The sequence below is a fragment of the Clostridium sp. BJN0013 genome (assembly GCF_040939125.1).
In the GTDB taxonomy this organism is placed as follows: Bacteria; Bacillota; Clostridia; order Clostridiales; family Clostridiaceae; genus Clostridium_B.
The window spans coordinates 2,622,503-2,647,336 of sequence record NZ_CP162495.1 but is presented as its reverse complement, the minus strand read 5'-3'; the positions used below and the strand labels follow the sequence as shown (position 1 = coordinate 2,647,336).

Sequence of the window (24,834 nt, the reverse complement as noted above, 5' to 3'; positions counted from 1 at the left end):
TTATATGGTATATTGGGAGGAAATATAATGAGAATTTTAGGAATAACTATGTCTATCCCATTAAAATTTGAAATGAGTGTTATTTCAAATACCTATGGTTTTGGTCATGATGCTGCCGCTGTACTAGTTGAAGATGGGATTTTAATCTCTGGAATAGAGGAAGAAAGACTTAATAGAATCAAACATACAAATAAAGCACCCATATCTGCCATGAAGTTCTGTTTATATAGTAATCACTTAATACTTAAAGATATTGATGCAATTGCAGTAAACTTTGATGAAACCTATATTAATTCTGTTCTGAAAGAAATGTACTTATTAGATAGAAAACAAAAAGAATTTTATGATGCTCGATTTTATGTTCACCGTGCTGTTATAGAAGCCTTTGGTGAGGATGTAGAAGATAATAAAATAATTTTTGTTCCTCATCATATTGCACATGCAGAAAGTACCTATGCTCTTTCTGGTTTTGATGAAAGTCTCGTCCTTGTAATTGATGGTATGGGTGATAATATTGCAGCAACATTGCAGTACTCTTTAGAAGAAATTGTATTACACATTTTAAAAGAATACAGTAAGGTTACTGGTCATTTAAAATTATGCCTAGCTGGTGGAGTTGCTCATAATTGTTCATTAAATGGGAAATTATTATACTCAGGTCTATTTCAAGATATATTTGTACAACCAGCAGCACATGATGCTGGAGGTGCAATAGGTGCAGCATTACATATAATTAAAAACAATAAAAAAAATATCAATATTTCTAGATTAGATAATGTCTATTTTGGTACAAATATCGGAGATTCTAATGAAATACTGGATTCCTTAAACAAATGGCATGAGTTCATTAACTTTAGAAAATCAAATAATATAGAAAAAGATACAGCAAAATTACTATCAGAAGGCTCTGTTATAGGTTGGGTGCAGGGTCGATCTGAGTTTGGCCCTAGGGCTTTGGGAAATAGGAGTATTCTTGCAGACCCAAGACCATCTCAAAATAAAGTTATTATTAATGAGATGGTAAAAAAACGTGAGTCTTATAGGCCTTTTGCACCATCTGTTTTGGATGAATATATTGATCAATATTTTATCCTACCTACAAATCAAAAACAATTTCCATTTATGAATTTTGTTCTTAAAGTGAAAGAAGAAAAGCAACCTATTTTAGGTGCAGTTACTCATATAGATGGAACTGCTAGGGTTCAAACTGTTTCAAAATCAACCAATGTAAAATATTGGAGTTTAATTAATGAATTCAGTAAACTTACAGGAGTTCACATTTTACTTAATACATCATTTAATAACAATGCTGAACCAATTGTGGATTCTGTGGAAGATTCTATAGTATGTTTCTTGACAACAAAACTCAATTATCTTATTATTGATAATTACATAATATCCAAGAAAAAAAATGACTACAAAAAGTATTTAAATATGATCCCAAATTTAGTACCTCATATTTTACTTTGTGAGACAAAAAAGTTTTCTTCTTTTAATGAAATATGTAATGATTATTATATTACATTTAATTTTGATAGAGAATATGTCTTTTCTATTTCAAAACAGATATATTATCTACTTAAAAATTTTGATGGAAAGAAAACTTTAAAAGACTTAATTCAAGAATTTAATTTAAATGATGGTAAAAATGAAAAAAGAATTGTTGATGAGCTTCTTATTTTATGGACAAATCGTTTAATAACTTTATAACCTAGATATGTTACTTGATGTGATGTCTATTAATAAGGTTCTAGATACGCTTACAAGCAATTTTTATTTTCTCATCTATTTATAAACATTAAAAATCGTCTTCAAAAAATAAATATATCATACAAAAGAAATTACATGTACAATACAGTCTATTTCTTAATATATCAGCTGTTTAAGAACTCCACTGGAAAAGCACTTGTGTAATATATAGTTAATTTCTAGTATATTTTGTGCTATGCTTCATCACTACACTTTTTGCATAATTTATTTGAAAATAAGTCATTTTTTCACTTGCCACAAAATATCATTATAATCTTTGAGTTGTTTTTAAATGAAAAATACCTAAAATAATTTTATTGAAAATGAAAGGAATGTTTTAATTATGACAGAACTAAAAAAATGTTCAAAATGTAATGCTAACTTAGTGGAATGCCACATTGAATTCAATACTTTTTCTATGCTTGTAGCAAAAACGCCACGTAAACATTTATTTAACTTGAAACCAACAGAATTATTTCCGTTTGTTTGTCCAAATTGTGGATTCACAGAGTGGTATGCAAAAGATCTTACAAAATTAAATGAATAATAAGAGTTTCTCTTACAGAACTTTTGTCCTACGTTTAAAACAATCTTGGTATAACACTTATTATATTAAATCCAAGGGAGGGTTGAACAAAAATTTCCCTTACTTAGTATATAGTTAAAGTGTAGTTACTAAGAGCAAATTAAAAAAATATGTTATTTTTTTAAGACAGTCCCTTTATATTTATTTACAAATTATACATATATAATTGTATAATTGAATTTGAGATTTTTTTAAATTATATCTTGATAACATAAGTAATCTTGAATCTTAAAACTGATGTCAATACAACCTACAAGGCTATTTATTTCAACATTTACATTATTTTAAGATTCAAGTACATTTTTTTAGTGTATAGGAATTTATAAAATTTCCATATGAAATATAAAAATAGATATAAATGTAAAACTAGAAAAATAAGAAAAAATGCTGTAAAATAGTTTTATGATGTGTATAAAAGATAAGGGAGATTATTCAGATATTTGGGGTATGTGTAGTAACGGTACAAAAATTCCCGTTACACACACTAAAATTTACCAAAAACTTAAGACTTGTGTAGTAACAGAAACAAAAATGCCCTCGACGCTGTAATTATATGGTAATAAAAATTTTTACGCGACACAACATCAATTGTATTGTACTAAGTGGATGTATATGTTAAAGTACTACTGTTTAATGCAACACAATTTATTAATGAATACTGTTTATGTTATACAACACAATTGATATGGAAGACCAGAATCTTACACTGAATCAGATAAAATAAAAGTTTCTATGTTTTCTGAACTTACAATTGATTTAGCTTATGTTTTGATTCAATATGGGGTGCAGCTAACAAAACCGACAAAACCCACGTTAAGAAAATTAATCCCATAAACGTTCTTTTATGGTGCTTTTACAAAAAAATAGAACTAGGGGTATTTTTACTCTAGTTAAAGTTAGTAAACAATATAAGAATTTTATGTATTAACAACATACAAATTCGTAGTATATTAATGATAATTTAAATTTAATATTTTGTATAAACTTCTTCAGTTATACAACTATTACTTAATAAGGCACATTTACTACTTAATCTATTTTTATTATCAATGCTTAAAATAACTAATTCATAATCAAAGTTTGTCCCACCATAAACAAGAGGCATTTGTCCTTTATTCATCATTCAATTCCATGCAATATTACTTTATCATTTACAGACCAATTCAGTGAGTATACATTATTTTTTTCATTTTTAAGAATTCTTAAATCATAAGTTGGAGATTCATTTCCTTTAATGAAATATCTAACTTTATAATTGCCTTTCTAAGTCTTGACTGGTATCTTCTCTTAATGCGATTCCAGAATCTAATGTATTGAAATTTTGCGTAGAAGCCCAAAGTGCAGAATTTGACCTTAAGTCACCTATTGGTCTATATAAACCTACTCCTCCTCCATGCACTTTGTTAGAAAATCTTGATATAAGGAGTTGGTTATCAACAAGCATCCCAATTCCTAAATATTCATTTTGAACATCTTCCTTATTTATTTTCCAAGTACACTTGTATGTTTCTCCTGTCTTTTCAATATTAAGAGTTCCTTGCTCCTCATTTAAATTCCAATTTCCTAAAAAACAAATATCTTCATAATAACTCATTACTATCCCCTCCCTTTGATATTATTTAGAATAATTCGCCACAATTTACTTTTACGTCACATAATTCAAAAAAAACGAAGTAACCAAGCATATTGTGTGTGCTTGGTTTTTGTGTGTGAACCTTATTATTATGATTTTATTGTAAACTAGCATGTGTGTTTAAGACTTTAAACCCTTCAAAGACTAGTATATGATTTAGACACCATTTTTTATTCAAAATCAGAGAGGTACAAGTAAATGCTTGTTGCATTCACAAGCATTTACGTGTTTGGATTGTTATTAAAATACTATTATACTGAAGATATGGAAGATATAAGCTTCCTAAGTCTAAACAAATATTATATAAGTGAAATTCATTTTGTGTCAAGTGATTCTTAGGTTCAGGTGGAGTTTGCTTATAAGGATGACTCTTTCCAGCTGGACCTTATTAACAGTATTTTTAGTGTCTTTAGCACTTAGAATACGTTATCCTTTAGGGGAAGAACTTATCCAGGCGCGCAGCAGTGCTTATCCCACACTTTGATAGAAGATGTGGTGTTAGCAATGGTAGTGATCGGATAAAAATATAGTAGACATGAAATCAAAACACTTAGTCTAACATATAAAATCAAGTAAGATAGATTATTAAAGTAATATTTTACCTAATCTTATATAAATTTTTTTATGTTAGAATATTGTTATATTAACTTATTATAATATTGTGAATTATTTTTAACGAGAGGGGCTAAAAATGGAAACTCTTAGCTATAAATATTTTTTGGTTGCTGCTGAAGAATTGAATATTACTAGAGCAGCGCACAGACTTTTTATATCTCAACAATCGTTGAGCCAGCATATTGCAAAACTTGAAAATAAGTATGGAGTGGAGCTGTTTCAACGCAAACATCCAATGTCTTTGACTTATGCAGGGGAGCAGCTTGTCAAAAAATTGACTCATATAGTAGATTTGGAGCGCCAGATAAGCAACGAAATGCAAGACATACGTGAGGATAATTGTGGACGACTTGTCATTGGCATCTCCTATACTCGTGGACGGGCTATTCTTCCAGACATACTTCCTTTATACAATGATTGTTATCCAAGAATAGAAATTCGTTGTGCAGAAGGAACCTCAGAGGTTCTCGAGCAAAAGTTGCTCCGAGGGCAGATAGATATTATGGTTGATTCAGCACCTGTAAATGTATTGAAGATTGAAACTATAGACATTATGGTTGATAAACTAGTTATTATTGTAAGTGATAAAATTTTACGCAAATATTGCCATAATAGTTATGAATATATAATTTCTCACAGTGGTGAGGATATGGATATAAGGCTGTTTAAAGACTGTCCTCTTCTTCTTCTTTCTAGCGAAAATCATATACGCACAATTATCGATCAGCATCTAAGGCAAAAAAGTGTGAAGCCTAACATTATTATGATGTCAGAGAATGTGGAAACTCTGATTGCTCTTGTAGTGAAGGGAATTGGTTTAACTTTCTGCCCTCATATGCTCTTGCCTGAACAATTAGTACTTGGTGCTCAAACGCAAAGGGATAGGCCATATATTATTACTCTCAACGATCGTTCAACTGACAGTACCATGATACTAGGCTATAAAAAGGATCGATACTTGTCAACCGCAGCAAAAAATTTTATTTCACTGATGCAGAAAAAGTTCTCAAAAGCAATGGAATGATTAAAATAAAGAATCATTAATAAAAATTGTATTACAGTATTCATAACTTGTGTCACAAATGTAGGTGTAATTTATAGCAAAGTAAAATTTATTTTTGAAGGTGAGATATGAAGATGGAAGATTATAATGTTGTAAAAAATGATTTTAATGAAATTTCACAACTTGATGAATCAAAATGGAATCATAACAACTGTTATTTTGAGCACCTCATAAAGCTTATACCCAATACAGTTGAAACCTGTCTTGAAATAGGTTGTGGCAAAGGTGAACTCTCGTTTATGTTGTCAAAGAAATCCCATGGGGCAGTGCTTTTATCCCTAATATCGTAATGAGCTTAATGAAAAACGGTAGGTTGCAAAAAGATGATGCCCATTCAAAAGAAGTTTGGGAGAGACATGGTAAACATGACATGTATATGACAATGGATGAGATAAAAGCATTAGCACAAAAGCATATTCCTACAGCAAAAGTTAAACGCGAACTTTTTTGGAGATATTCATTAGTATGGCAAAAGTAGTTGCAAAGCGAGTATATTCTGAAAATTGATTAATTCCCAATCTCCTTATTATGGTCAATATGAGAGTTTAAAGATTATCATTATAACACTACTAAGTTTCAAAATTCTCAAGCTATTAAAAACATGCCGTAGTGTAATAAATTTTATAAGAATTAATTTTTTTTATTGATAAGAGGCTTATATATGTGCTTTTAAAGATGCTTTGAAGTCTATTGGAATTATTGAGACGGTGAAAAAATAAGTAGTAAGTAGAGTGTTGGGATATATTCGGTAATATGATTATTTAGGAAAGAGATGTGGGTGTAATTTTTAATGACTTAAGTGTGTAGCTATTTGTTAATATATAAAAAGGGGAGTGATTAGTTGAAAACAATTGGATTAATAGGTGGAATGAGCTGGGAATCAACACTTGAATATTATAGGATTATAAATGAAACTGCAAAAGTGAAATTAGGAGATTTTCATTCTGCAAAATGCCTAATGTATTCAGTAGATTTTCAGGAAATAGAAGTATTACAACATGAAAATAGATGGGAAGAACTAACTGACATTATGGTTAATGTTGCCGAAAAACTTAAAAGTGGAGGCGCTGATTTTGTTGTAATATGTGCTAATACAATGCATAAAATAGCAAGTGCTATAGAAAATAGGCTAGGAATAAAAGTTTTGCATATAGCAGAAGTAACAGGTGAAAAAATAATCCAAAACAGAATGAAAAAAGTTGGATTACTGGGAACTAAATTTACTATGGAACAAGATTTCTATAAAAAAGTGTTGAAAGAAAATTTCGATATAGATGTAATTATTCCAGATGAAAACGAAAGAGAAATAGTCCATAAGGTTATTTATAATGAACTATGTAAAGGTATAATAGACAAGGTTTCAAAGATGGAATATATAAAAATAATAAATAATCTAGCTTTAAATGGTGCTGAAGGTATAATATTAGGATGTACAGAAATACCATTATTAATAAAACAAGAGGATGTTAACGTACCAGTTTTTGATACATTGAAAATACATGCTGTTTCTGCTGTTGAATTTGCCTTAAATAAATAACAGCTAAATTATTGAGTTAAAATATTCAAAACTTGGGGCACAAATGTGTTTTAAAGCAGATTATCTTCTCACAAAAATAATTTAAAAATAATTATAAGAAAGTTACGGTGTTTTTTTACGTGGCACTTCAAAGTTATGATCTACCTATTGTAAATTTATGAAAAATGGACTTTCTTCTTAAACTGTATTAGCTTGTTGATTCCTTATTCTACACCTAGATAGGGGAAAAATCAAATATGGAGATGTAAAAATTTATTCTTTGAAAATTGAATAATACGGTGTATTATGTAATTAATGAGAAAAATAAAAAAGTAAATTATAGCGAACAAAAGGGAGCGATGATTATGCAGGGATATTTTGCGATCATAACTATAGTCTTACTTGTGATAATGATTTCATTTCGTGTTTTTCTATTGCATAAAATGGGTATTAAAGCTATAAAATTTGGTGAGATAGACAAAAAAGATTTCATTATTATTCCATTTATTTTGATATTCTTTTATCTTCTGTTTTCAAGTACTCTAAACTTGCCGAAAGTAGGAACTGAACTGTTTAGTAACGAGGTTGCTAGTTGGATTGGTGTAGTGTTATGTATGATAGGACTTTTATTATTCCTGTTAAGCTTGATTTCCTTTGGAAAAAGCTTTAGAGTTGGGATAGATGAAGAAAAACCAGGTGCTCTAATAACAACAGGTATTTTTGCAATTAGTCGCAATCCCATTTACGTTGCTTTTGGGTCTATACTGTTTGGGATATTTTTAATTTTGCCAAACTGGATATTATTATTGTACTTAATTGCAGGTTTCTGGCTTTTTAATCGCCAAGTTCTTCGTGAGGAGGATTCTTTGAAAAGGATTTATGGCAATGAATACGTTGAATACTGTAAAAAAGTCCTTAGATACCTTTAACGTAAGAGAAGGAATTCTATATTAATTGGCATTTTTCTTATTTCATGCTTAACATTAAAAAATGAATAAGTGTTTTAAACATCAATGAAATATGCAAAAATGCTGAGGAATTTCAAATACTAAACGATATTTCACAGAACTAAACACCGGGGATAAATAATCCCCGGCATGATGAAAAAATAATGGTTACATTCAGAAAGTAAATATAAAAATTTTTTATGCGAAAGAGGTCTTACATAAGTAGGGTATGTAAAATTAGGTTTATTATACTGGAAATAAATGAGAGGTATAACATAATCAATAATAAGATTTTAGGGGGAAAATTAAAATAATGGATGGATTGAACAGCCTCCACAAGTAATAAAACATGAAAATTTGGTAAGAATTTGATATGAATAAATACATTGAATATTAGTATGATACATTCAGATTGCAATGAAATCTTATAAATTGCAGTGCATATGCTATTAAGAACTAAATAATTTTTAAAATATTATATTATTTAAAATGGCGTATATATCAAAAGTAAGCACTGGGGAAACTGGTGCTTACTTTATCTATGATCTGACTGAATTAGTTATGGGATGATAGAATATTTTTTAATACCAATACCAGTCGTCATAGTCATCACCATATATAAATATAGGGAATATGAATGGATGGAAACGTCTTCTACGTCTGCGCCTACGTCTACGTCTTCTACGACCTCCTTGTCTATATCCAGGATTGAAATCCTCATCGTCTTCAAGCTCATCATCATAAGGATCTTTGTCTATATACTCATTATCCGTTAATCGGATATAAGGCATTGAATGGTATGGGCAATACATGGGAGTTTCAAAGTCATAAAAATTTTCAACTTTTTCATTGGAGCTGTCATTAGTAGAATCATTAATACTCATAGGTACCTCCGTAAATTTGCTTACAATGCTATACTATGAGTAAAATATCAAATTTGTGAATGAGAGTTAAGAATCATTAGAAGGTGTATAAATATTAAAATTAGAGCATATATATAAATATAAGTGTAACTAAACTCCAGATAGTTACTTGTTATAGGTATATCTGTTTAATATATCTCCTTTTTACACTAATATTTAAATTTCAGATATACTCTTTTATGTAAAAGGGAGATAAGTGATGGATATGAAGGCTGTGTCTGTGGTTGCAGGGCATGTTAAACATAGTTGCCCACCCTGACGTATGGACATATATATGGTTATAACAAGTTAATCTTCTAAAAATTTCAATAAATACTTTCATAAAGTGCTGCTTAGTTCTAATTTTCATAGTATTTTCATCCTGATAATATACTGCATTAACCTTATATAGTTATATATTAATATAATTCAATATTATGGACATATAAAGGTATAGACTATTACCCTGGATTAACCGACACTATAAATATCCAAATTATTACTATAATGTTTGGTTATAATTACTTCTCATGTAGAATAAAATCAAAATTAAGCCTGTACTTTTTTCTATAATCATTGTAGCATCTCTTAAACCATTTCAAACCCGCCCTAAACAGACTGTATACCCTTATTGTCTTTTTATTCTTGTTAATCCTTACAGCTCCCAGCTCTTTATTTTTCTTATTCTTTGTGCAGATTTTTCCTAATATTATAAGCCAAGTATAGGCTATGGAAAGACATAAATATAAGTTCTTAAAATAAGTTATTCCTTTTGACCAGCTATCCTCCATATTAAATCCATTGCTCTTTAAATCTCTGAATGCTTCCTCAATATCAAATCTTTTTTGATATTCATTTATAGCTTTTTGGGGCTTCATGTTTGTTGCAATATACCATACATCATTATCTTCTGCTAAGGCAACTCCCAGATTGCATTCATATTTTTCCTCTGTTAACAGCACTTTCTCAAAGGATTTTCGCTTATTTGCTTTTATCTTTATGTCACTCAATTTTTTGATTCCAGGCTTGTTTGAAATTCTAACATTTGTAGTTGATATACATCTTATTGCATATTTCCATTTTAATTCTTCATCAATAAACTTAAACAATTCAACACTTCTAAAGCCTCTATCAGCTAAAAGAATTACATCAAAATTATAAGGGGATAAGAGTTCATGAACCACTTTTAATCCTTCATAGACATGCTCAAATTCTTTGTTTTTCTTATCTTGATACTCAAATATTTTATGCCACAATGGAATCACTCTGTTATCAACCCTTAGTGAAAATTGAAGAATAGTAAATACATCCTCTTTTGTGGTATGGTCAAAAATTATATGAACCTTTCCTGAATGATTCTTATATTTCTTCAGAAGAGTCCTTGCAAAATGGTATTGAACTATATCAGTATTTATTTTATCATTTGTTAAGAATCTGAAAATCCTTTTTACTTTACTTGCTTCAGTTGCCTCACTGAAGTCGCTCTTTAATTCTTGTGCAATTTTTGATAGCACAACTGATCCTGAGTCTATAATTCCTATTATAATTGCTACTAAAATTCTTAATCTAGGTGCTGTCAAAAAAATCATAGATTCTAGGCTTTTTTTCAGTTCTGTGATAATATATTCTTGAGTATTTAACATACTTGTTAACCGCCTTCCTATTTATATTGGTTGCAACTATATTTTATAGGGTTTTAAGGCGGTTTTCTATATAATTTTATCCTGCAAATGTTTTATACATTAATTTACATTAAACTGTCCATACGTCAGGTTGCCCACCACTATCTAAATCTAACTCTAAATCCAATATAAAAAATAAGTGTTACACCTAACCGGCACTTATTTTTATGTTTAAGGTACTTAAAATATAAATGTTATTTAACATTCAATCCATATTGTAGTAATAATCAGTATATATAGTAAAAATATTCTAAGTTATTAAAATTTAGATAAAAAATGGGTGCCTGTTATGTAGGGTACTTATTTTGCATGGAGAAGTACATCTGGCTTTTAGCTGGGTGTCTTTTTAACAAAGGCTTAACGAGGGGAATATTTTTACATAACAATCTTTGTATATAATATAAACATAAAAAAATAAACTCTTTATGCTTACAAATCAGGCATCCGTTATTGTTATTTAGGATGCTTATTTTTTATATTGTTCACAAATAGTTAATCAAGCTATAACAAAAACAACGTATAATAATAGCATATTAAAGAAACACATCTTAGCATTAAATAAATAGTCATATAAATCAACTAACACCTCAAATACAGATTTAAATCAGTGTCTGTGGTTGCAGGGCACTTTAAACTTAAATGCAACTGCCAGAAGATAGTATATTAAATTAGTTCCCATAATATTGTTGAAGGTAAGTACCTGTCATCTAGGGTGCTTACTTTTATATTGTTTACAAATAGTTATTATATATGACATTAGGTTGTAACAAATACCGTATATAATTATAAGTATTCTAAGGAAATAACCTTAGAGAAAATTAAAAAATATGTTTATAATTATCCCTTTGGAGAGGTGAATACCTCTCCTTTTCTGATTATCAAAAACTTATGAGATATGACTGCTATAGATGGGTCAAGTGTGCTTTGAACCAGAAATAATATAATTTTTATACACCATAAAAATTAATGTATAGTTCGTATTTATAATTAGAGGAGTGATAAAATGCGAATAAATTCAATTATGAAAGCTAATAGTAAAATGCATAGAGAATCCAATAATAAACATGGAAATAAACATGGAAAAAATAACGAGAATAATATTTCATTTTATAGTATCTTAAAACAAAACATATTAAAACGAATGGAGAAAAATAGTGTAAATATAATGAAATAATATTAAGAACGATAGTGTATGAATAATGTTATGGGCTCTCAATAGGGCTCTTTTTTCATCCTAAAACTAACCAGGTATATTTGAAATACGACGGGAAATCAAGTTGAAGGGCATTATATCAGATTAATGTTAAATATGATGGTGGAAAGAGGAACAGATTGACATATCAACGTAGCAATCATATGATAGTGTTAAGTATATGATTTAAAGTAATATGCTCATTAATTTAAATTATATTTGGATTAAAAATTTGAAAAAGAAAGGTATGATATTTGTGTTAAATACAAATAAATGCTCTGAAGTGGCAATTGTAGCAAATGGGGAGGTGTATGAGGAATAGTTATTAAAACCTCCCCTCTGTAATAGGTTTGTTTATTGAATATGGGAGGAATAAGAATTGGACAAAATAAATTTATATAATTTGGGTTTAAATGAAAGATATATTCAGGAAGCTGAAATGTATGAAAAATATTTATATATTGCAAGGGTGTCTACTCAGTATAAAGACATGTATAAGATAATTACTGAGAATGGAGAAATATTGGCTAAAATCTCTGGTAAATTAGGCTATTCATCAAATTCAACTATTGATTATCCAGTAGTTGGAGATTGGGTTTTAGTAGATAGAACTACTGATATGAGTGGAAATGCAATTATTCATCGAATTCTTTCAAGAAAAAGTTATTTTGAAAGAAAAGTATCAGGAACAAGGCTTGAAGGCCAGATAGTTGCTGCTAATATTGATATAGTTTTTATTTGTATGTCTCTAAATAATGATTTCAATATTCGTAGGCTAGAACGATATATTTCAATTGCTTGGGATAGTATGGCAACACCAGTAGTAGTATTGACAAAATCCGATTTATGCAATGATGTTGAGAGTAAGATTTTACAAGTTGAGTCTATTGCAATTGGCATAGATATAGTAGTTACAAGTAGTGTATTAGAAGGTGGATATTTAGCTATAAAAAAATACATTACAAATGGTAAAACTATAGCTTTTATTGGTTCATCAGGTGTTGGTAAATCTACTCTTATTAATAAACTTATAGGTAAGGAGTTCTTAAAAACAAATAATGTAAGAAATGATGATAAAGGCAGGCACACGACTACTCATAGGGAATTAATTTTAGTTCCTGATGGTGGAGTTGTAATAGATACCCCTGGAATGAGAGAATTAGGAATAATAAGTGCAGATTTAGATAAATCTTTTAGTGATATAGAAGAAATAGCTAAAAGGTGCAAGTTTTCAGATTGTCAACATGAAAATGAGCCTAAATGTGCTGTTAAAGAGGCTATAGAAGAAGGTAGGCTTGATATAGAGCGTTTAGAAAACTATAAAAAACTTCAAAGAGAGTTAAGGTACAGTGAGCTTAATTCAAAAGAACTGGAAAGAGAAAAAATAAATAAAATGTTTGGCAGCATGAGAGCTATGAAAGAAGCCCGAAAATTTATTAAAGGCAAGAATAAAAGACGATAATAAAGTGAAATTGCTTCGTAATATTCATAAATTTTTTTGTTGGGGCTGACGCATAATTAAATTATGCGTCAACTTATTTTTTGTTCGAACCTAATGGTAGATAAAGGAAAACAAAAACTGTCTACTTTCCTTTCAGCTTCTATAAGTGAGTTAGTCTTATGTGTAAAATATCTTAGTACACATTGAACGTTAGTGAATTAAAAATAAAAAACGACAATAATAAGTTATATTTATATTTCGTCAAATCTAATTTTATCTTAATGATAAAATTATTTCTTCACTTGTTCGAAGTTTACCTATCCTAGGAAAGATGTGTTTACAAACATAATTATGTTCTTCTTTTGTTAAAGCTGTCATTGCATCTTCCACAAAAATTTGGTTATAACCATGTTGAAAAGCTTCTCTTGCTGTAGTATCTACGCCAATTCCAGTAGAGATGCCGCATAGTACAATAGTATCAATTCCACGACGTCGTAACTGCAAGTCAAGATCAGTACCATAAAATGCACCCCATTGTCTTTTGGCAATAGTATGAGCGTTTTTACTATTTGCTATTTCAGCCACATAACTATCCCAGCCTTTTGGAAATTGTATTGGATTAATTTTCGAATCTACATTTGGTTTTAACATATCTTTTCCATCTATAGAGGAAACTCTTACAAGAACTACAAAGGCTCCCTCCCCTGTGAATGCATTAATCAATCTGCTTGCATTCTGAACAACCTCTACACCAGTATGGGGTGAAAGCTCCCTGTTTACAATGCCATTTTGTAAGTCTATAATTACCAGAGCTGTTTTTTCTGATTTTATTAATTCAGTTTCTGTTGATTTTAAATCTTCCATTTCTTTATCTCCTTTTTATATATCGTGTACAAGGTACTGTGAGCCCCTTGTCATGGCGATTGTACATAGACTATAAATATAATATAGTTCATAATTTTATTTTATATTGTGATGATTATTAATTTAAGCTAAGCTTTTTATATACTTTAAAATAAACCCATAGTGCATTTAGTAGTAGCAATGTACTTGTAATAAAAAATATATATCTTATACCTAAATAAGCTGCCACTTGCCCACCTAAAATGGAACCTCCAAATATCCCTAAATATTGGGCGGATATATTAAAACCAAAAATTCTACCTGTAAGAGAATCTGGCGTAATTTTTTTAACTAAAACATTAACAGAAGGATTAAGTCCCCCCATTGCTAGTCCTAATAGAAAGCGAAGACCCATTAGCTGCCAAGGATTTTTTACAAAGGCCTGTGGTATAAAAATTATTCCTGCCACTACAAGTGCAACTAATATAACTTTCTGTGCTCCAATTTTATCAGAAAGTTTTCCTAGCCTCGGAGCCGCAATTATATTTGCTAATCCTGATGCTGAGAATGCCATTCCAGCTAACAGAGCAACGTGATTGGTATTACGGATAACTGAGTAATATATACTGTTATGATTGGTTCTACGGAATATAGCGCTAGAGTTAATATAAAAGAGGTCACGAACATTATAATAGTTAAACTCTTGTTTGGAATAATGCTCCATATCTCCTTAATACTACTCACCTTTTTATCTTCATGAGTAAAGGATTCTCTTACAAATAAAGCAGTTGTAATGAATGTAATCAGCATAAGTATACCTGTTATAAAAAATACATTTTGTAAACCAAAGTTTTCTTCAATATATCCACCAATCATTGGTCCAAGTAGTGCTCCTGCAATACCTGATGTTGAGAGCGTACCTAAAGCCCATCCTGCATGTTCCTTATCTGTCTGGGTTGCAATCAGTGTAGTACAAGCTGTACTGTAACCTGTGATAATACCCTGCAATACTCTTAATACTATCAGTTCATGTACATTTTGTGCGAAACCCATGCTGAATATAACTACTGCCATACCAAGGCTTGCTCGCAAAAGCATTGGCTTTCGTCCAAATTTATCAGCAGCGTGTCCCCAAATTGGTGAAAAAACAGCTGAAATTATAAAGGTAATACCAAAAGCAATTCCTGAAAATTGTTCAATTAAAGCTGTATTAGAAATGCCAAGATGTTTTATATAGAGGGGTAATACTGGAGCAATTTGACTCATTCCTACACTGGTTACAAACATTCCAAACCAACAAACTATTAAATTTCTTTTCCACATTTTCATAATATACCTCTTCTCTTTGCTATAACTCAACATAAATAATGCTACTATCTACAATACATAACGAAAATGCCAATTAACAAACAACTAAACGGCAATAAAATGTATGTTGCACTATGTGTTGCTTTTTAATATTATTATAAATTATAAACTATAACATGTAAACTATATATTATAGTTTGATAAATATATTCCTTTATGTTAAACTATTTTTATAAAGTAAAATTATACGAAGGAGTTATAGAATGATGCGAAAGCGAAATTTAACCAAAGATAAAATTATCCAAGTTGCTTTTTCATTGGCCGATGAAATTGGACTTAATCAAATTACTTTCCCCAAAATTGCAGAAAAGTTGGACATAAAATACCCATCTTTATATAATCATTTTGCTAACATGGATAATCTTAAAATAGAAATGACGATATGCCTTTTAAATAAATTGAATTTGAAATTAATGCAAAGATTAATTGGTAAAAGTGGGGGAGATGCTATTAGAGAGTATGCCTACACTTATAGAGACTTTGCTTTTGAAAACAAGGCTGCTTATGGGCTTATTATGAATATTCCAAGTACACAAGATAAAGAAGTACATCGTTTAGCAAAAGAAACTACCAGTATTATTCGTCAAATTTTACATTTTTATATTGAGGATGAAACACATTTGGTTCATAAAAGCCGAGCGTTAAGGAGTTTGTTACATGGCTTTATCTCTTTAAATTTTCTCGGATATTTCCAAAATCCAGTAAGTTCAGAAGACAGTTTTCAACTGATGATAGATGATTTTATTTTGTCAGTTTCAAGAAATTTGTGTTAAGTCTTGTATTAACTAATAAATCTTTTGGTCATTTGGCTGAATTGTTGTAAATGAATTCTAATAAATTATGATTTTTAATAATGGAATCTAATTTATTACTCCTGTGCCATTTAATTTTTAAACAAATTGAATGTTTCCCGTCTATAATGTCAAGAATGTCAAGTCTTGTGATTTGGCCATTTACTATGTATCTATAATATATAGTAAATTTATATTTTCTAAAAAAGTTTAGAAGTAATAATTGCATTGATATCTTTATTATAATTTTACTTTTTTCTTTATGGTAATTCTGTCCCTTACCTATTTTGATAGATTAGGTTCAATGGTGCACCATACAGAAATAAGCCAATTATACATTATAAAGGATCAAATTCTTTAAGTCCGTTTGTAACTTTAGCTGATAGATAGAAATCCCAATATGGTATAATATTTTCATAAATATTAAAGCAATTTGTGTGAGTGTTTTAAACTGTTTCTATGAATTTTTACAGATAGAGATAGTACTTTAAAATCATATCTTATATAAAGATATGGTTTTATTTTTTATCGTAAAATAATTATAAAAATAATTGACAAATAGAGACTACAATAGTAATATAGAACAACAGACTACATTTGTAATATGGAGGAGGGAAAAACAGTAAAAAGAGGTGATTTTGTGAATCCTTATTCTGTTTTCAAAATGATTGTTTTATCATCAATTATGGGAAGCATAGTAGCCATTCTAATTTTTATTATAAAAGGATTGCTTAAAACTAGATTTAATGCCGCATGGCAATATTATATATGGTTTTTGCTTATTATAAGATTAATTGTTCCTGTTGGAATTGAAACTCCTTTAAGCAGATTTAATGTGATTGCACCTACTACACAAAAAGTTGAGATGAATCAGGAGAAGGGTTCAGGCTGGATGCGGTCTTAGCTGCAGATTTAGAAGGAAATGGAGAGAAGGCAATGCCGGGTGTTGGATTTTATTGGTATTATTTAGCGGACTTACAGATAAAAGCTGGAAATAAAAAAGACGTCCTAAAATCCATAGATAAAGGACTGAGTTTGAATACAGCATATCCAACAAAAGAAAATTTTAATAAACTCAAAGAAAAAGCATTAAAATAGAATTTTATTTGTTATCACTGAGAAAGATGCTTTAAAAATAAAGTATCTTTCTAATTTAAAGCTAAAGTAGTGGGAGATTTATCATGTCAAATATTAAAGTGAAAGATTACAGGAAACGAAAAAAGAATTTAAAAATTAATAAAAAGAAAATGGCCAGATCAATATGTATAATAGTTTTATTAATTTGTGGCTTACATACTTTATGGATAAATATTCTTGATAAAAGATACAATAAAGTTGTATGTAATGCAGGAACCAAACCAGAAAAAAAAAGCAAAGAGGGAAATGTAGATATTATTAAGAGCAATCTACAAAGTACATTAAAATATGCCAAATATGAACATTCTATTGGTGAATATGAGCAGGCAAGTAAAGGCTATCAAGCTATTATAAGTAACTCTTTATCGAATAAACCTTTAGAACTGACAGCTCAAGCCTATTTAGAGCTATCCAATCATAAGCATACATTGGAGAAGATGCAGACAAAACAATATTTAGAATACAGTAAATCAAAGAGAGATGAGTATAAAAAAGCAGGTTGTGTACTTTTAAATAATGTCAATTATACTACAACTAGTGATTATTTTAATGCTAGTGAGGAAACTTGTTATTATGAAAATGATTATGTACATCTTGATGAAAATGGATTACCTATGGTTAAATATGATTCAGAAAGCGGAGGAGATGGATACTTTTATTATAATCCTGTAACAATTGCACAATTTTCTTTAACTCAATTTGGAAAGTATAAGAAAGGTACTGGTACCAAAAATAAGTTTATAGATTCAGTCGACAAGTTATTATCACTACAGAGCTCTTCAGGTGTATTGAAACTTAATTTTAGATTTAAACATTATATTAATGAATATGCGTATGAACCAGGCTGGGTGTCATCTTTAGCACAAGGACAAGCTATAAGTGTTTTTGTTCGTGCCTATCAAGTTACAAGTGATAAAAAATATTTAGATGCTGCTAATAGAGCATATGAATTCATGTGTATTCCAGTTGATGAAGGTGGTACAAAGGATACAACAAGAGAGTTGGATGGAAGCAGTAATGTGTTTTTTCAAGAATATATAACTAATCCCAAATCTTATACTTTAAATGGTTTTATATATACCATACTTGGAATTTATGATTTATCTCAAACAAAGGACAGTGTTTATAGTAAAAATGCCCATGAGATGTTTATTAATTGCAATAATACGCTTCTCAAGATTATATATAAATATGATTTAGGATATATGACAGCTTATGATGCCGCTTATCTCACAAAAAAAGATCAATATCCAAATATAAATATAGAGTACCATAAAACGCATATAGAACTTGTGGATGCAATGTATTCAATTACTAAAAATCCAGTGTACAAATACTATAATCTATTGTGGAAGTCATATGTCTTAAGCTAAACGGGTTAAATTATGGTATTATACACCGGGATTATGGCAAATGACCAATATGGAATTTTGGAGATATTTCTTATTTGAAACCTCATTTGCTGTTTTAAGGGACTCTATGTGGTCGTTTTTTCCTATAACAGTAATTTTATCTTTTTGTTTCTCAATTAAAGCCAAAGTACTATATTATAAACAAAAAAAGTTTCATCTAATATAATAAGTTTAATCTTTTACTAAATTTTTCAAGCAAATATTTACTTAAATATAATTATTATAAATAAAGAAATACAACTTTATATAGCGAGTTTAAGAACCACAAATAGCTTTATTAATAGATTATTTATCCCAAACTACTGAAACAAATTTACCAATTACATCTGAATTTTTTACTTCTATATTAATTGATTTGCAGTTTTCCTCATGTTCTTTTCTTAATTCTTTCGGAGCGTCTTTATAGGTATATGTTTCTAAAGTTACTACTGCGCTTCTGCCTGTATAATCATTATTGTTTTGATTTGATTTTTTTTCAGCTACAGTATTGGTATTATTTTCCGAAACTGTTGATGATACCTTATTGATATTCAATGCAAATATAGATCCACATATAACAGCCAATGATATAGCAGCAGCTGCCATTCCCTTTTTTCTTGACTTCAGACTTAACATGTTTTTTACTCTCCTTTTCGTTATATTTACTTTTTTATTAGTTAACTGTGATGACATTATAGAAAGTTTTAGCGTGTTTTTATATCTAGCGGATTTCACCAAAAGCAATGCATATTCTTTAATATCCTCTGTTTCGGAGTCACTAATAACTACTTCATCACAGGATAACTCACATTGTTCATTAAAAAATTTTCTAAGTATATATATTAATGGGTTAAACCAATGTAATGCTACTGAGAATATCATAAGAAGTTTTATAACATTATCTTTTCTTTTAAAATGAACTAGCTCATGTCTAAATATCCATTTTAAATCATTGTTTGAAAATTCTTGTTCCGGTATAATTATTGTAGAATTTAGTATTCCTATTATAGCTGGCGAAGAAATTCCTTTTACTATTTTCACTCTTATATTCTTAGTTATATTTAAATTTATTTTTTCGTTATTTAAAATTTCTTCTATTCTTATATCCTTTACAGAAGTCATATTATTTTTAATTTTTAAATAAAATTTTCCTTGAAAATAAGTATAATATAGTAGAACTACTATTAGTCCTATAAACCAGATCAGCATTCCAATATAAATGTAGCCAATTATATTTATATTGTTTAAATGAGATTGAGTGAAATTATATATACCTTCATGATAATCAGTGTAACTCTCTTTTGTAAAATCACTTATATTTATACTAAGTTTAATACTGACTATTAAAAGCATTCTTATAATTACTATAACAGCTAAAAAATAGTTGAATTTATGACTATACTTAGTTAAAAAATTATCTTTTATAATAATTATTCCAAATATTAATATCCCCGCTAACAAACTTGTTCTTAAAACTTCTAAAAAAATATCTTTCATAACAATTACCTATTCTTTATCCATTTTTCAAGCTCATCTAAGTCTTCATTAGTAATTTCATCACTTTCCTCAAGGGTGGATATTATACTTTTTAATGACTTTCCGTGAAGATAATTAAAGAAATCTTTAGTCTCAAATTTTAAGTAATCATCCTCCTCTACTATTGGTGTATAATAGGATTGTTTCCCTATTCGTTCTGTAACAAGAAATTCTTTTTTTACAAGCCTTGATAAAGTTTTAGATGTAGTACTGAGTTTCCATCCTAAAACCTCTTCCATATGGTTGGCTACCTCCTTTGTAGATACTTTATCCTTTCTGCTCCAAATAAATTTCATTATTTCAAGTTCTGTTCTAGGAAGCTTCTTCATTTCTTAATCAACCTTTCTTTCATTTTTTATCTTAATTAAAGTATATACGACAATTGTCGTAATATCAATATTTTTATAAAAATTTATTTATTATAAAATGATAAGCTTAAATGATAAATGTATTTATTAAGTTAAATAAAAAAGGGCTGTTGCACTAAGAACTGATATGCTGTCCTTGCGTTAGACAGTAAAAAAATAAAACTGTTTATTTCAATAAAAAAGGCCCTATAAAATAGACAGTTAAAAAAACGTACAAAGTACTATTTTTAACTGATTCTATTTTACAGGGTCTTTTTTTATTGTAAACTATTTTAAAGGAGTTGATTATAATAGGGAAAAAATATTTTACAGATGAACAATTAGAAGCTTTATTAAAGAATCCATACATAAAGAGCGCCAGCTCGAAGGCTATAACATACACTGAAGAATTTAGGGCATACTTTGTATCAGAATATGAGGCTGGTAAAATACCATCCGAGATATTAAGAAACTCTGGCTTTGATATTAGTGCTTTAGGAAGAGAAAGAATTGACAATATTTCTCGCCGCTTTAGGAAGATGAGCAAACGTGAACAAGGATTTAGTGACACGAGAAAAGGTGCATCTGGACGTCCATTAACAAAAGACTTAACCGCTGATGAACAAATTGCACGTTTACAGCACCAAGTTAAATATCTAAAACAAGAAAATGAATTCTTAAAAAAAATAAACTTTCTGGACCGACAGGCGCAATGGAAGTACAAGCAAAACCAGAAGAAAAATTCAAGATAATTCAGCAAATGTTGCAGAGAGACAATAATCTGCTGAACATAAGCTGGTTGTGTGAATGTGCTGGTGTTTCTAGGTCTGGTTATTACAATTGGATATCATCAGAGAAAGCAGGAAACAAAAAAGATGAGCAGGATAAGAAGGATTTTGAGCTCATTTTAGATGCCTATCAGTTTCGTGGTTATGATAAGGGTAAACGTGGAATCTATATGCGATTATTGAATAAGGGTATACGAATGAATCAGAAGAAAATAAGCTGTCTTATGAATAAATTTAATTTGAAATGCCCTATAAGAAAAGCAAACCCTTACTGGAGAATGGCGAAGGCTTTAAAAACAAATAATGTTGCTGAAAATCTTCTAAATCGTGAATTTAAGGAGCATGGAGCAAGAGTGGTCTTATTGACAGATATAACATATATGGTTTATGGTAATTCCCAGAAAGCTTACCTTTCCACCATTATGGATGCTTTTACAAAACAAATATTATCATATGTCTTAAGCGATTCCCTAGAAGTTGACTTTGTACTAGAAACTGTATATATATTGATACGTGACTATGGCATTTCCTTAACAAAAGAAACATTAATTCATTCTGATCAAGGATGCCACGTGCGACAAGAAGTCGCGTAATACATTGTCGTAAGACTGCCCCATCCATTCGGGGTAACTCTATCGTGACTAGCGTGAATGGTAACGTTTGGGTTAGAAAGCTCACGAGACAATGTGGAAGTTCGAGTAGCCTAAGCTGGGACAACTGCTAGAGTAAGAATGCTATGGAGAACGTAAAGTGAATCATTGTAGGAATCGTTACGCTGGAGAAAGCGAAATAGGCTGAAACGCTTTGACCAAAATGGTAAGGAGTCGAGCAAAGGCCAACTGTTAAACCAATGCGAATGGATAAAGAACTCCCGGTTTAAAGATGACTCCTAAGGCATTTACAATTATGTATTATGTGGAACTTGGTAAACCCTATATGTTCCTCCATCGAGAGGTATCTAACCGTAAGGGGCGAAATGACATAGAGGGCAGAAGAAAAGGATAAAAAGCGAATGCTGATTTTGTAATGAAAACAGATAAGGGTTCAAAATTTGCCCTAATTCGAAAGAGTGCAGACTTATCCTATGGTATTTCTTAGCAGGAAAGGAGTATATATTTATGAATTTTAGTAATTCAACGACGGATAAAACCGAGAGACTAAAAGACACGAAATCACTTGAATTTCAATGGGAAACAATTGACTGGAAACAAGTTGAATTCGATGTTAATAGACTACAAACCCGAATCGCTAAGGCAACAAAAAAAAAGGGGACAATAATAAAGCCAAAAGATTACAATACTTATTAACCCACTCTTTTTCAGCTAAGGCTTATGCTGTAAGAAAAGTAACAACAAATAAAGGGAAGAATACGTCTGGAGTAGACAAAAAACTATGGTCTACCTCTGCTTCGAAGATGAAAGCTGTGCTTTCACTTACTGACAAAAACTATAAAGCAAAACCTTTAAGACGAGTATACATCGAAAAGAAAGGTAAAAAACAGAAACGTCCATTAGGTATACCAACAATGTATGATAGAGCAATGCAAACATTATATGCACTAGCGCTTGAGCCAATCGCAGAAACAAAAGGTGATTCCATTTCCTTTGAATTCCGCCGTGGACGAAGTGCAAAAGATGCCTGTGAGCAGATATTTTGTGTATTAGCTAGAAAGTGTTCTCCGACATGGATACTTGAAGGCGATATTAAAGGTTGCTTTGATAACATTAACCATGAATGGTTACAAAACAATATACCAATGGATAAAATTATTATGAAGCAGTTCCTAAAATCGGGATATATATATGAAGAAAAGCTGTTCCCAACGGAAACAGGGTCGCCACAAGGCGGTGCAATCTCAAGTATATATGCAAATATGACATTAGATGGACTCGAAAAAGTGATTCAAGATAAATATCATAGAAATTCAAAAGGTAAAATAGAAAATCATTACAGAGCCAAAACTAAAGTGAACTTGATTCGGTATGCTGATGATTTTGTTATTACTGCAAACTCAAAAGAAATTGCTGAAGAACTTAAAACTACTGTTAGTCAATTCCTCCAATCAAGAGGTCTAACACTATCAGAAGAAAAGACTACAATCACACATATCGACAAAGGGTTTGACTTTCTTGGCTGGACATTTAAGAAATACAGTGGGAAATTAATAGTTAAACCTTCTAAAAGTTCTATTAAAAACATAATTAGGAGATGTTCCACAATAATCCTTAAGGAGGGGAAAGCTAGCACCCAATCTGACTTAATAAGAAGGCTTAATCAAGTCATAAGAGGCTGGACAAATTATCACAAACACGTGGTTGCTAGTAAAGCCTTTTCAAATATTAACAACACCCTTTATCACTTACTACAGCAATGGGCAAAACATAGACACCCAAATAAGAACAAATGGTGGAGACTAAATAAATACTGGCATGAAAAAGGTTGGAAAAGATGGCTTTTCAAGACGGACGAGTACAGTCTAATTAATTTGAGACGGATTAAAATCGTCAGATATCCAAAATTGCAGATCATAAAAACACCTTTCTTAGACAAGGACTATTTTGATAAAAGAAAGATAAAACTGCATACATTTGTTGCTGCCTGAAAGGGTGAAGAAATGCTTGAGCCGTATGAGCGGGAAACTCTCACGTACGGTTCTTAGATGAGGGAAAGGGAGCAATCTCTTTTTCTTAATCGATTATACCAGCATTAAGTTCCAAGAGCTTATACTAAAAGAAGAAATTAGGCAATCTATGTCCAGAAGGGGGAACTGCTAGGATAATGCCCCTCAAGAATCCTTCTTCGGACATATGAAAGATGAAATACATATTGATAAGTGTAGTACCTTCGATGAACTTAAGCAAGAAGTTGATAATTATATGGACTATTATAATAATGATCGTTATCAATGGAATTTGGCCAAGCTATCACCAAATCAATATTTTAGATATCTGGAAACTGGGGAATATCCTATAAAAGTTTAAAATATCTCATCATCTGATGAGGCTTTACAGCCATTATCAAGTATTGCTCTTGTATTTTTAATTATACTCTTGAGATGATTTGTTTCACGTAAAAGTTCTAAATAACTATCTTTAAGAGCTTCATAGCGAACTCTTTGCCTTTCTTCGGCAGAAGGAATAGTAATATCGAGTTCCCCTTGATTGTATTGAAGAATTAACTTACGGATTTGTTCATACAAGTCTTGCTCACTCCATTCATAGGGAAATGGTTCCTCCTCATACATTGCCAAAAGGTATTGTTCAAGTGGTTTATCAATATGATCTCCCCATGTGCGAAACATTTCATT

Annotated in this window: 26 protein-coding genes and 2 pseudogenes; 18 read left to right on the top strand and 10 right to left on the bottom strand. The window is 30.1% G+C overall.

The features are described 5' to 3' along the window. The first annotated feature begins 27 nt into the window (after positions 1–27). Entirely contained in the window at positions 28–1,710 is a 1,683-nt protein-coding gene (locus tag AB3K27_RS13525) for a carbamoyltransferase (RefSeq protein ID WP_368487945.1), read from the top strand. 382 nt (positions 1,711–2,092) lie between these two features. After that, the gene (locus tag AB3K27_RS13520) at positions 2,093–2,296 is read left to right on the top strand and encodes a hypothetical protein (RefSeq protein WP_368487944.1); all 204 of its coding nucleotides are present in this window, start codon (positions 2,093–2,095) and stop codon (positions 2,294–2,296) included. A 1,006-nt stretch (positions 2,297–3,302) separates the two neighbouring features. On the opposite strand, the gene AB3K27_RS13515 is transcribed toward AB3K27_RS13520, so the two are convergent. Together AB3K27_RS13515 and AB3K27_RS13510 are read right to left on the bottom strand one after the other, a co-directional pair. Further along, on the bottom strand, positions 3,303–3,458 hold the full coding sequence (locus AB3K27_RS13515; RefSeq protein WP_368487943.1) for a hypothetical protein: 156 nt from the start codon (positions 3,456–3,458) through the stop codon (positions 3,303–3,305). Between the two features lie 126 nt (positions 3,459–3,584). Next, positions 3,585–3,929 (bottom strand): hypothetical protein, encoded by a 345-nt coding sequence (locus AB3K27_RS13510; RefSeq protein WP_368487942.1) that lies wholly within the window; start codon positions 3,927–3,929, stop codon positions 3,585–3,587. A gap of 730 nt (positions 3,930–4,659) precedes the next feature. Here AB3K27_RS13510 and AB3K27_RS13505 point away from each other — a divergent pair. From AB3K27_RS13505 to AB3K27_RS13485, 5 genes are all read left to right on the top strand, one after another. After that, a complete protein-coding gene (locus AB3K27_RS13505) occupies positions 4,660–5,607 on the top strand; it encodes a LysR family transcriptional regulator (protein WP_368487941.1) in 948 nt (315 codons plus the stop codon). 113 nt (positions 5,608–5,720) lie between these two features. Then, positions 5,721–5,936, top strand: a complete 216-nt coding sequence (locus tag AB3K27_RS13500) for a hypothetical protein (protein WP_368487940.1) — start codon at positions 5,721–5,723, stop codon at positions 5,934–5,936. 8 nt (positions 5,937–5,944) lie between these two features. Continuing rightward, positions 5,945–6,124, top strand: coding sequence for a hypothetical protein (locus AB3K27_RS13495; protein WP_368487939.1), 180 nt, complete (start codon positions 5,945–5,947; stop codon positions 6,122–6,124). Between the two features lie 363 nt (positions 6,125–6,487). Beyond that, positions 6,488–7,183 carry an aspartate/glutamate racemase family protein gene (locus AB3K27_RS13490; RefSeq protein WP_368487938.1) on the top strand — a complete coding sequence of 232 codons (696 nt, stop codon included), beginning with the start codon at positions 6,488–6,490 and terminating at the stop codon, positions 7,181–7,183. A gap of 266 nt (positions 7,184–7,449) precedes the next feature. After that, a complete protein-coding gene (locus AB3K27_RS13485) occupies positions 7,450–8,091 on the top strand; it encodes an isoprenylcysteine carboxylmethyltransferase family protein (RefSeq protein ID WP_368487937.1) in 642 nt (213 codons plus the stop codon). Between the two features lie 599 nt (positions 8,092–8,690). Here AB3K27_RS13485 and AB3K27_RS13480 read toward each other — a convergent pair. Both AB3K27_RS13480 and AB3K27_RS13475 read right to left on the bottom strand, forming a co-directional pair. After that, positions 8,691–8,993 (bottom strand): hypothetical protein, encoded by a 303-nt coding sequence (locus AB3K27_RS13480; protein ID WP_368487936.1) that lies wholly within the window; start codon positions 8,991–8,993, stop codon positions 8,691–8,693. A gap of 539 nt (positions 8,994–9,532) precedes the next feature. Beyond that, complete coding sequence (locus AB3K27_RS13475; RefSeq protein WP_368487505.1) at positions 9,533–10,654, bottom strand: IS4 family transposase; 1,122 nt, start codon at positions 10,652–10,654, stop codon at positions 9,533–9,535. A gap of 1,042 nt (positions 10,655–11,696) precedes the next feature. Between AB3K27_RS13475 and AB3K27_RS13470 the strand changes: the two genes are divergently transcribed. Then, positions 11,697–11,867, top strand: a complete 171-nt coding sequence (locus tag AB3K27_RS13470) for a hypothetical protein (protein ID WP_368487935.1) — start codon at positions 11,697–11,699, stop codon at positions 11,865–11,867. Positions 11,868–12,264: 397 nt separating this feature from the next. Continuing rightward, the gene (rsgA, locus tag AB3K27_RS13465) at positions 12,265–13,347 is read left to right on the top strand and encodes a ribosome small subunit-dependent GTPase A (protein WP_368487934.1); all 1,083 of its coding nucleotides are present in this window, start codon (positions 12,265–12,267) and stop codon (positions 13,345–13,347) included. Between the two features lie 252 nt (positions 13,348–13,599). Here rsgA and AB3K27_RS13460 read toward each other — a convergent pair whose 3' ends face one another. From AB3K27_RS13460 to AB3K27_RS13450, 3 genes are all read right to left on the bottom strand, one after another. Next, positions 13,600–14,190: a hydrolase gene (locus AB3K27_RS13460; RefSeq protein WP_368487933.1), complete on the bottom strand. Its 591-nt coding sequence runs from the start codon at positions 14,188–14,190 to the stop codon at positions 13,600–13,602. 118 nt (positions 14,191–14,308) lie between these two features. Continuing rightward, positions 14,309–14,794, bottom strand: a complete 486-nt coding sequence (locus AB3K27_RS13455; protein WP_368491239.1) for an MFS transporter — start codon at positions 14,792–14,794, stop codon at positions 14,309–14,311. Next, positions 14,749–15,498 carry an MFS transporter gene (locus AB3K27_RS13450; RefSeq protein ID WP_368487932.1) on the bottom strand — a complete coding sequence of 250 codons (750 nt, stop codon included), beginning with the start codon at positions 15,496–15,498 and terminating at the stop codon, positions 14,749–14,751. The genes AB3K27_RS13455 and AB3K27_RS13450 overlap by 46 nt, the downstream gene beginning before the upstream one ends. Before the next feature lie 245 nt (positions 15,499–15,743). Here AB3K27_RS13450 and AB3K27_RS13445 point away from each other — a divergent pair, with 245 nt between their 5' ends. The 4 genes from AB3K27_RS13445 to AB3K27_RS13430 all read left to right on the top strand — a co-directional run bounded on the left by AB3K27_RS13445 (position 15,744) and on the right by AB3K27_RS13430 (position 18,838). Then, positions 15,744–16,310 carry a TetR/AcrR family transcriptional regulator gene (locus AB3K27_RS13445; protein ID WP_368491238.1) on the top strand — a complete coding sequence of 189 codons (567 nt, stop codon included), beginning with the start codon at positions 15,744–15,746 and terminating at the stop codon, positions 16,308–16,310. Positions 16,311–16,932: 622 nt separating this feature from the next. Further along, the gene (locus AB3K27_RS13440) at positions 16,933–17,232 is read left to right on the top strand and encodes a M56 family metallopeptidase (protein WP_368487931.1); all 300 of its coding nucleotides are present in this window, start codon (positions 16,933–16,935) and stop codon (positions 17,230–17,232) included. Between the two features lie 32 nt (positions 17,233–17,264). After that, positions 17,265–17,426: a hypothetical protein gene (locus AB3K27_RS13435; protein ID WP_368487930.1), complete on the top strand. Its 162-nt coding sequence runs from the start codon at positions 17,265–17,267 to the stop codon at positions 17,424–17,426. 83 nt (positions 17,427–17,509) lie between these two features. After that, on the top strand, positions 17,510–18,838 hold the full coding sequence (locus tag AB3K27_RS13430; RefSeq protein WP_368487929.1) for a D-glucuronyl C5-epimerase family protein: 1,329 nt from the start codon (positions 17,510–17,512) through the stop codon (positions 18,836–18,838). A 324-nt stretch (positions 18,839–19,162) separates the two neighbouring features. On the opposite strand, the gene AB3K27_RS13425 is transcribed toward AB3K27_RS13430, so the two are convergent. Then, complete coding sequence (locus AB3K27_RS13425) at positions 19,163–20,353, bottom strand: M56 family metallopeptidase (RefSeq protein WP_368487928.1); 1,191 nt, start codon at positions 20,351–20,353, stop codon at positions 19,163–19,165. 5 nt (positions 20,354–20,358) lie between these two features. Continuing rightward, positions 20,359–20,721 carry a BlaI/MecI/CopY family transcriptional regulator gene (locus AB3K27_RS13420; RefSeq protein WP_368487927.1) on the bottom strand — a complete coding sequence of 121 codons (363 nt, stop codon included), beginning with the start codon at positions 20,719–20,721 and terminating at the stop codon, positions 20,359–20,361. A gap of 320 nt (positions 20,722–21,041) precedes the next feature. Here AB3K27_RS13420 and AB3K27_RS13415 point away from each other — a divergent pair, with 320 nt between their 5' ends. The 5 genes and pseudogenes from AB3K27_RS13415 to AB3K27_RS13395 all read left to right on the top strand — a co-directional run. Continuing rightward, a complete protein-coding gene (locus AB3K27_RS13415; RefSeq protein ID WP_368487926.1) occupies positions 21,042–21,491 on the top strand; it encodes an HTH domain-containing protein in 450 nt (149 codons plus the stop codon). Next, a complete protein-coding gene (locus AB3K27_RS13410; RefSeq protein ID WP_368487925.1) occupies positions 21,452–22,120 on the top strand; it encodes an IS3 family transposase in 669 nt (222 codons plus the stop codon). Before AB3K27_RS13415 ends, AB3K27_RS13410 begins: the two co-directional genes overlap by 40 nt. A gap of 525 nt (positions 22,121–22,645) precedes the next feature. Next, positions 22,646–22,834 carry a reverse transcriptase N-terminal domain-containing protein gene (locus tag AB3K27_RS13405; protein ID WP_368487924.1) on the top strand — a complete coding sequence of 63 codons (189 nt, stop codon included), beginning with the start codon at positions 22,646–22,648 and terminating at the stop codon, positions 22,832–22,834. A 23-nt stretch (positions 22,835–22,857) separates the two neighbouring features. Then, a pseudogene (gene ltrA / locus AB3K27_RS13400) lies at positions 22,858–24,129 on the top strand (group II intron reverse transcriptase/maturase); the annotation flags it as partial. Positions 24,130–24,223: 94 nt separating this feature from the next. Further along, a pseudogene (locus AB3K27_RS13395) lies at positions 24,224–24,508 on the top strand (IS3 family transposase); the annotation flags it as partial. On the opposite strand, the gene AB3K27_RS13390 reads toward AB3K27_RS13395, so the two are convergent. Next, positions 24,505–24,828, bottom strand: a complete 324-nt coding sequence (locus AB3K27_RS13390) for a hypothetical protein (protein ID WP_368487923.1) — start codon at positions 24,826–24,828, stop codon at positions 24,505–24,507. The pseudogene AB3K27_RS13395 and the gene AB3K27_RS13390 overlap by 4 nt on opposite strands. Positions 24,829–24,834 lie beyond the last annotated feature (6 nt).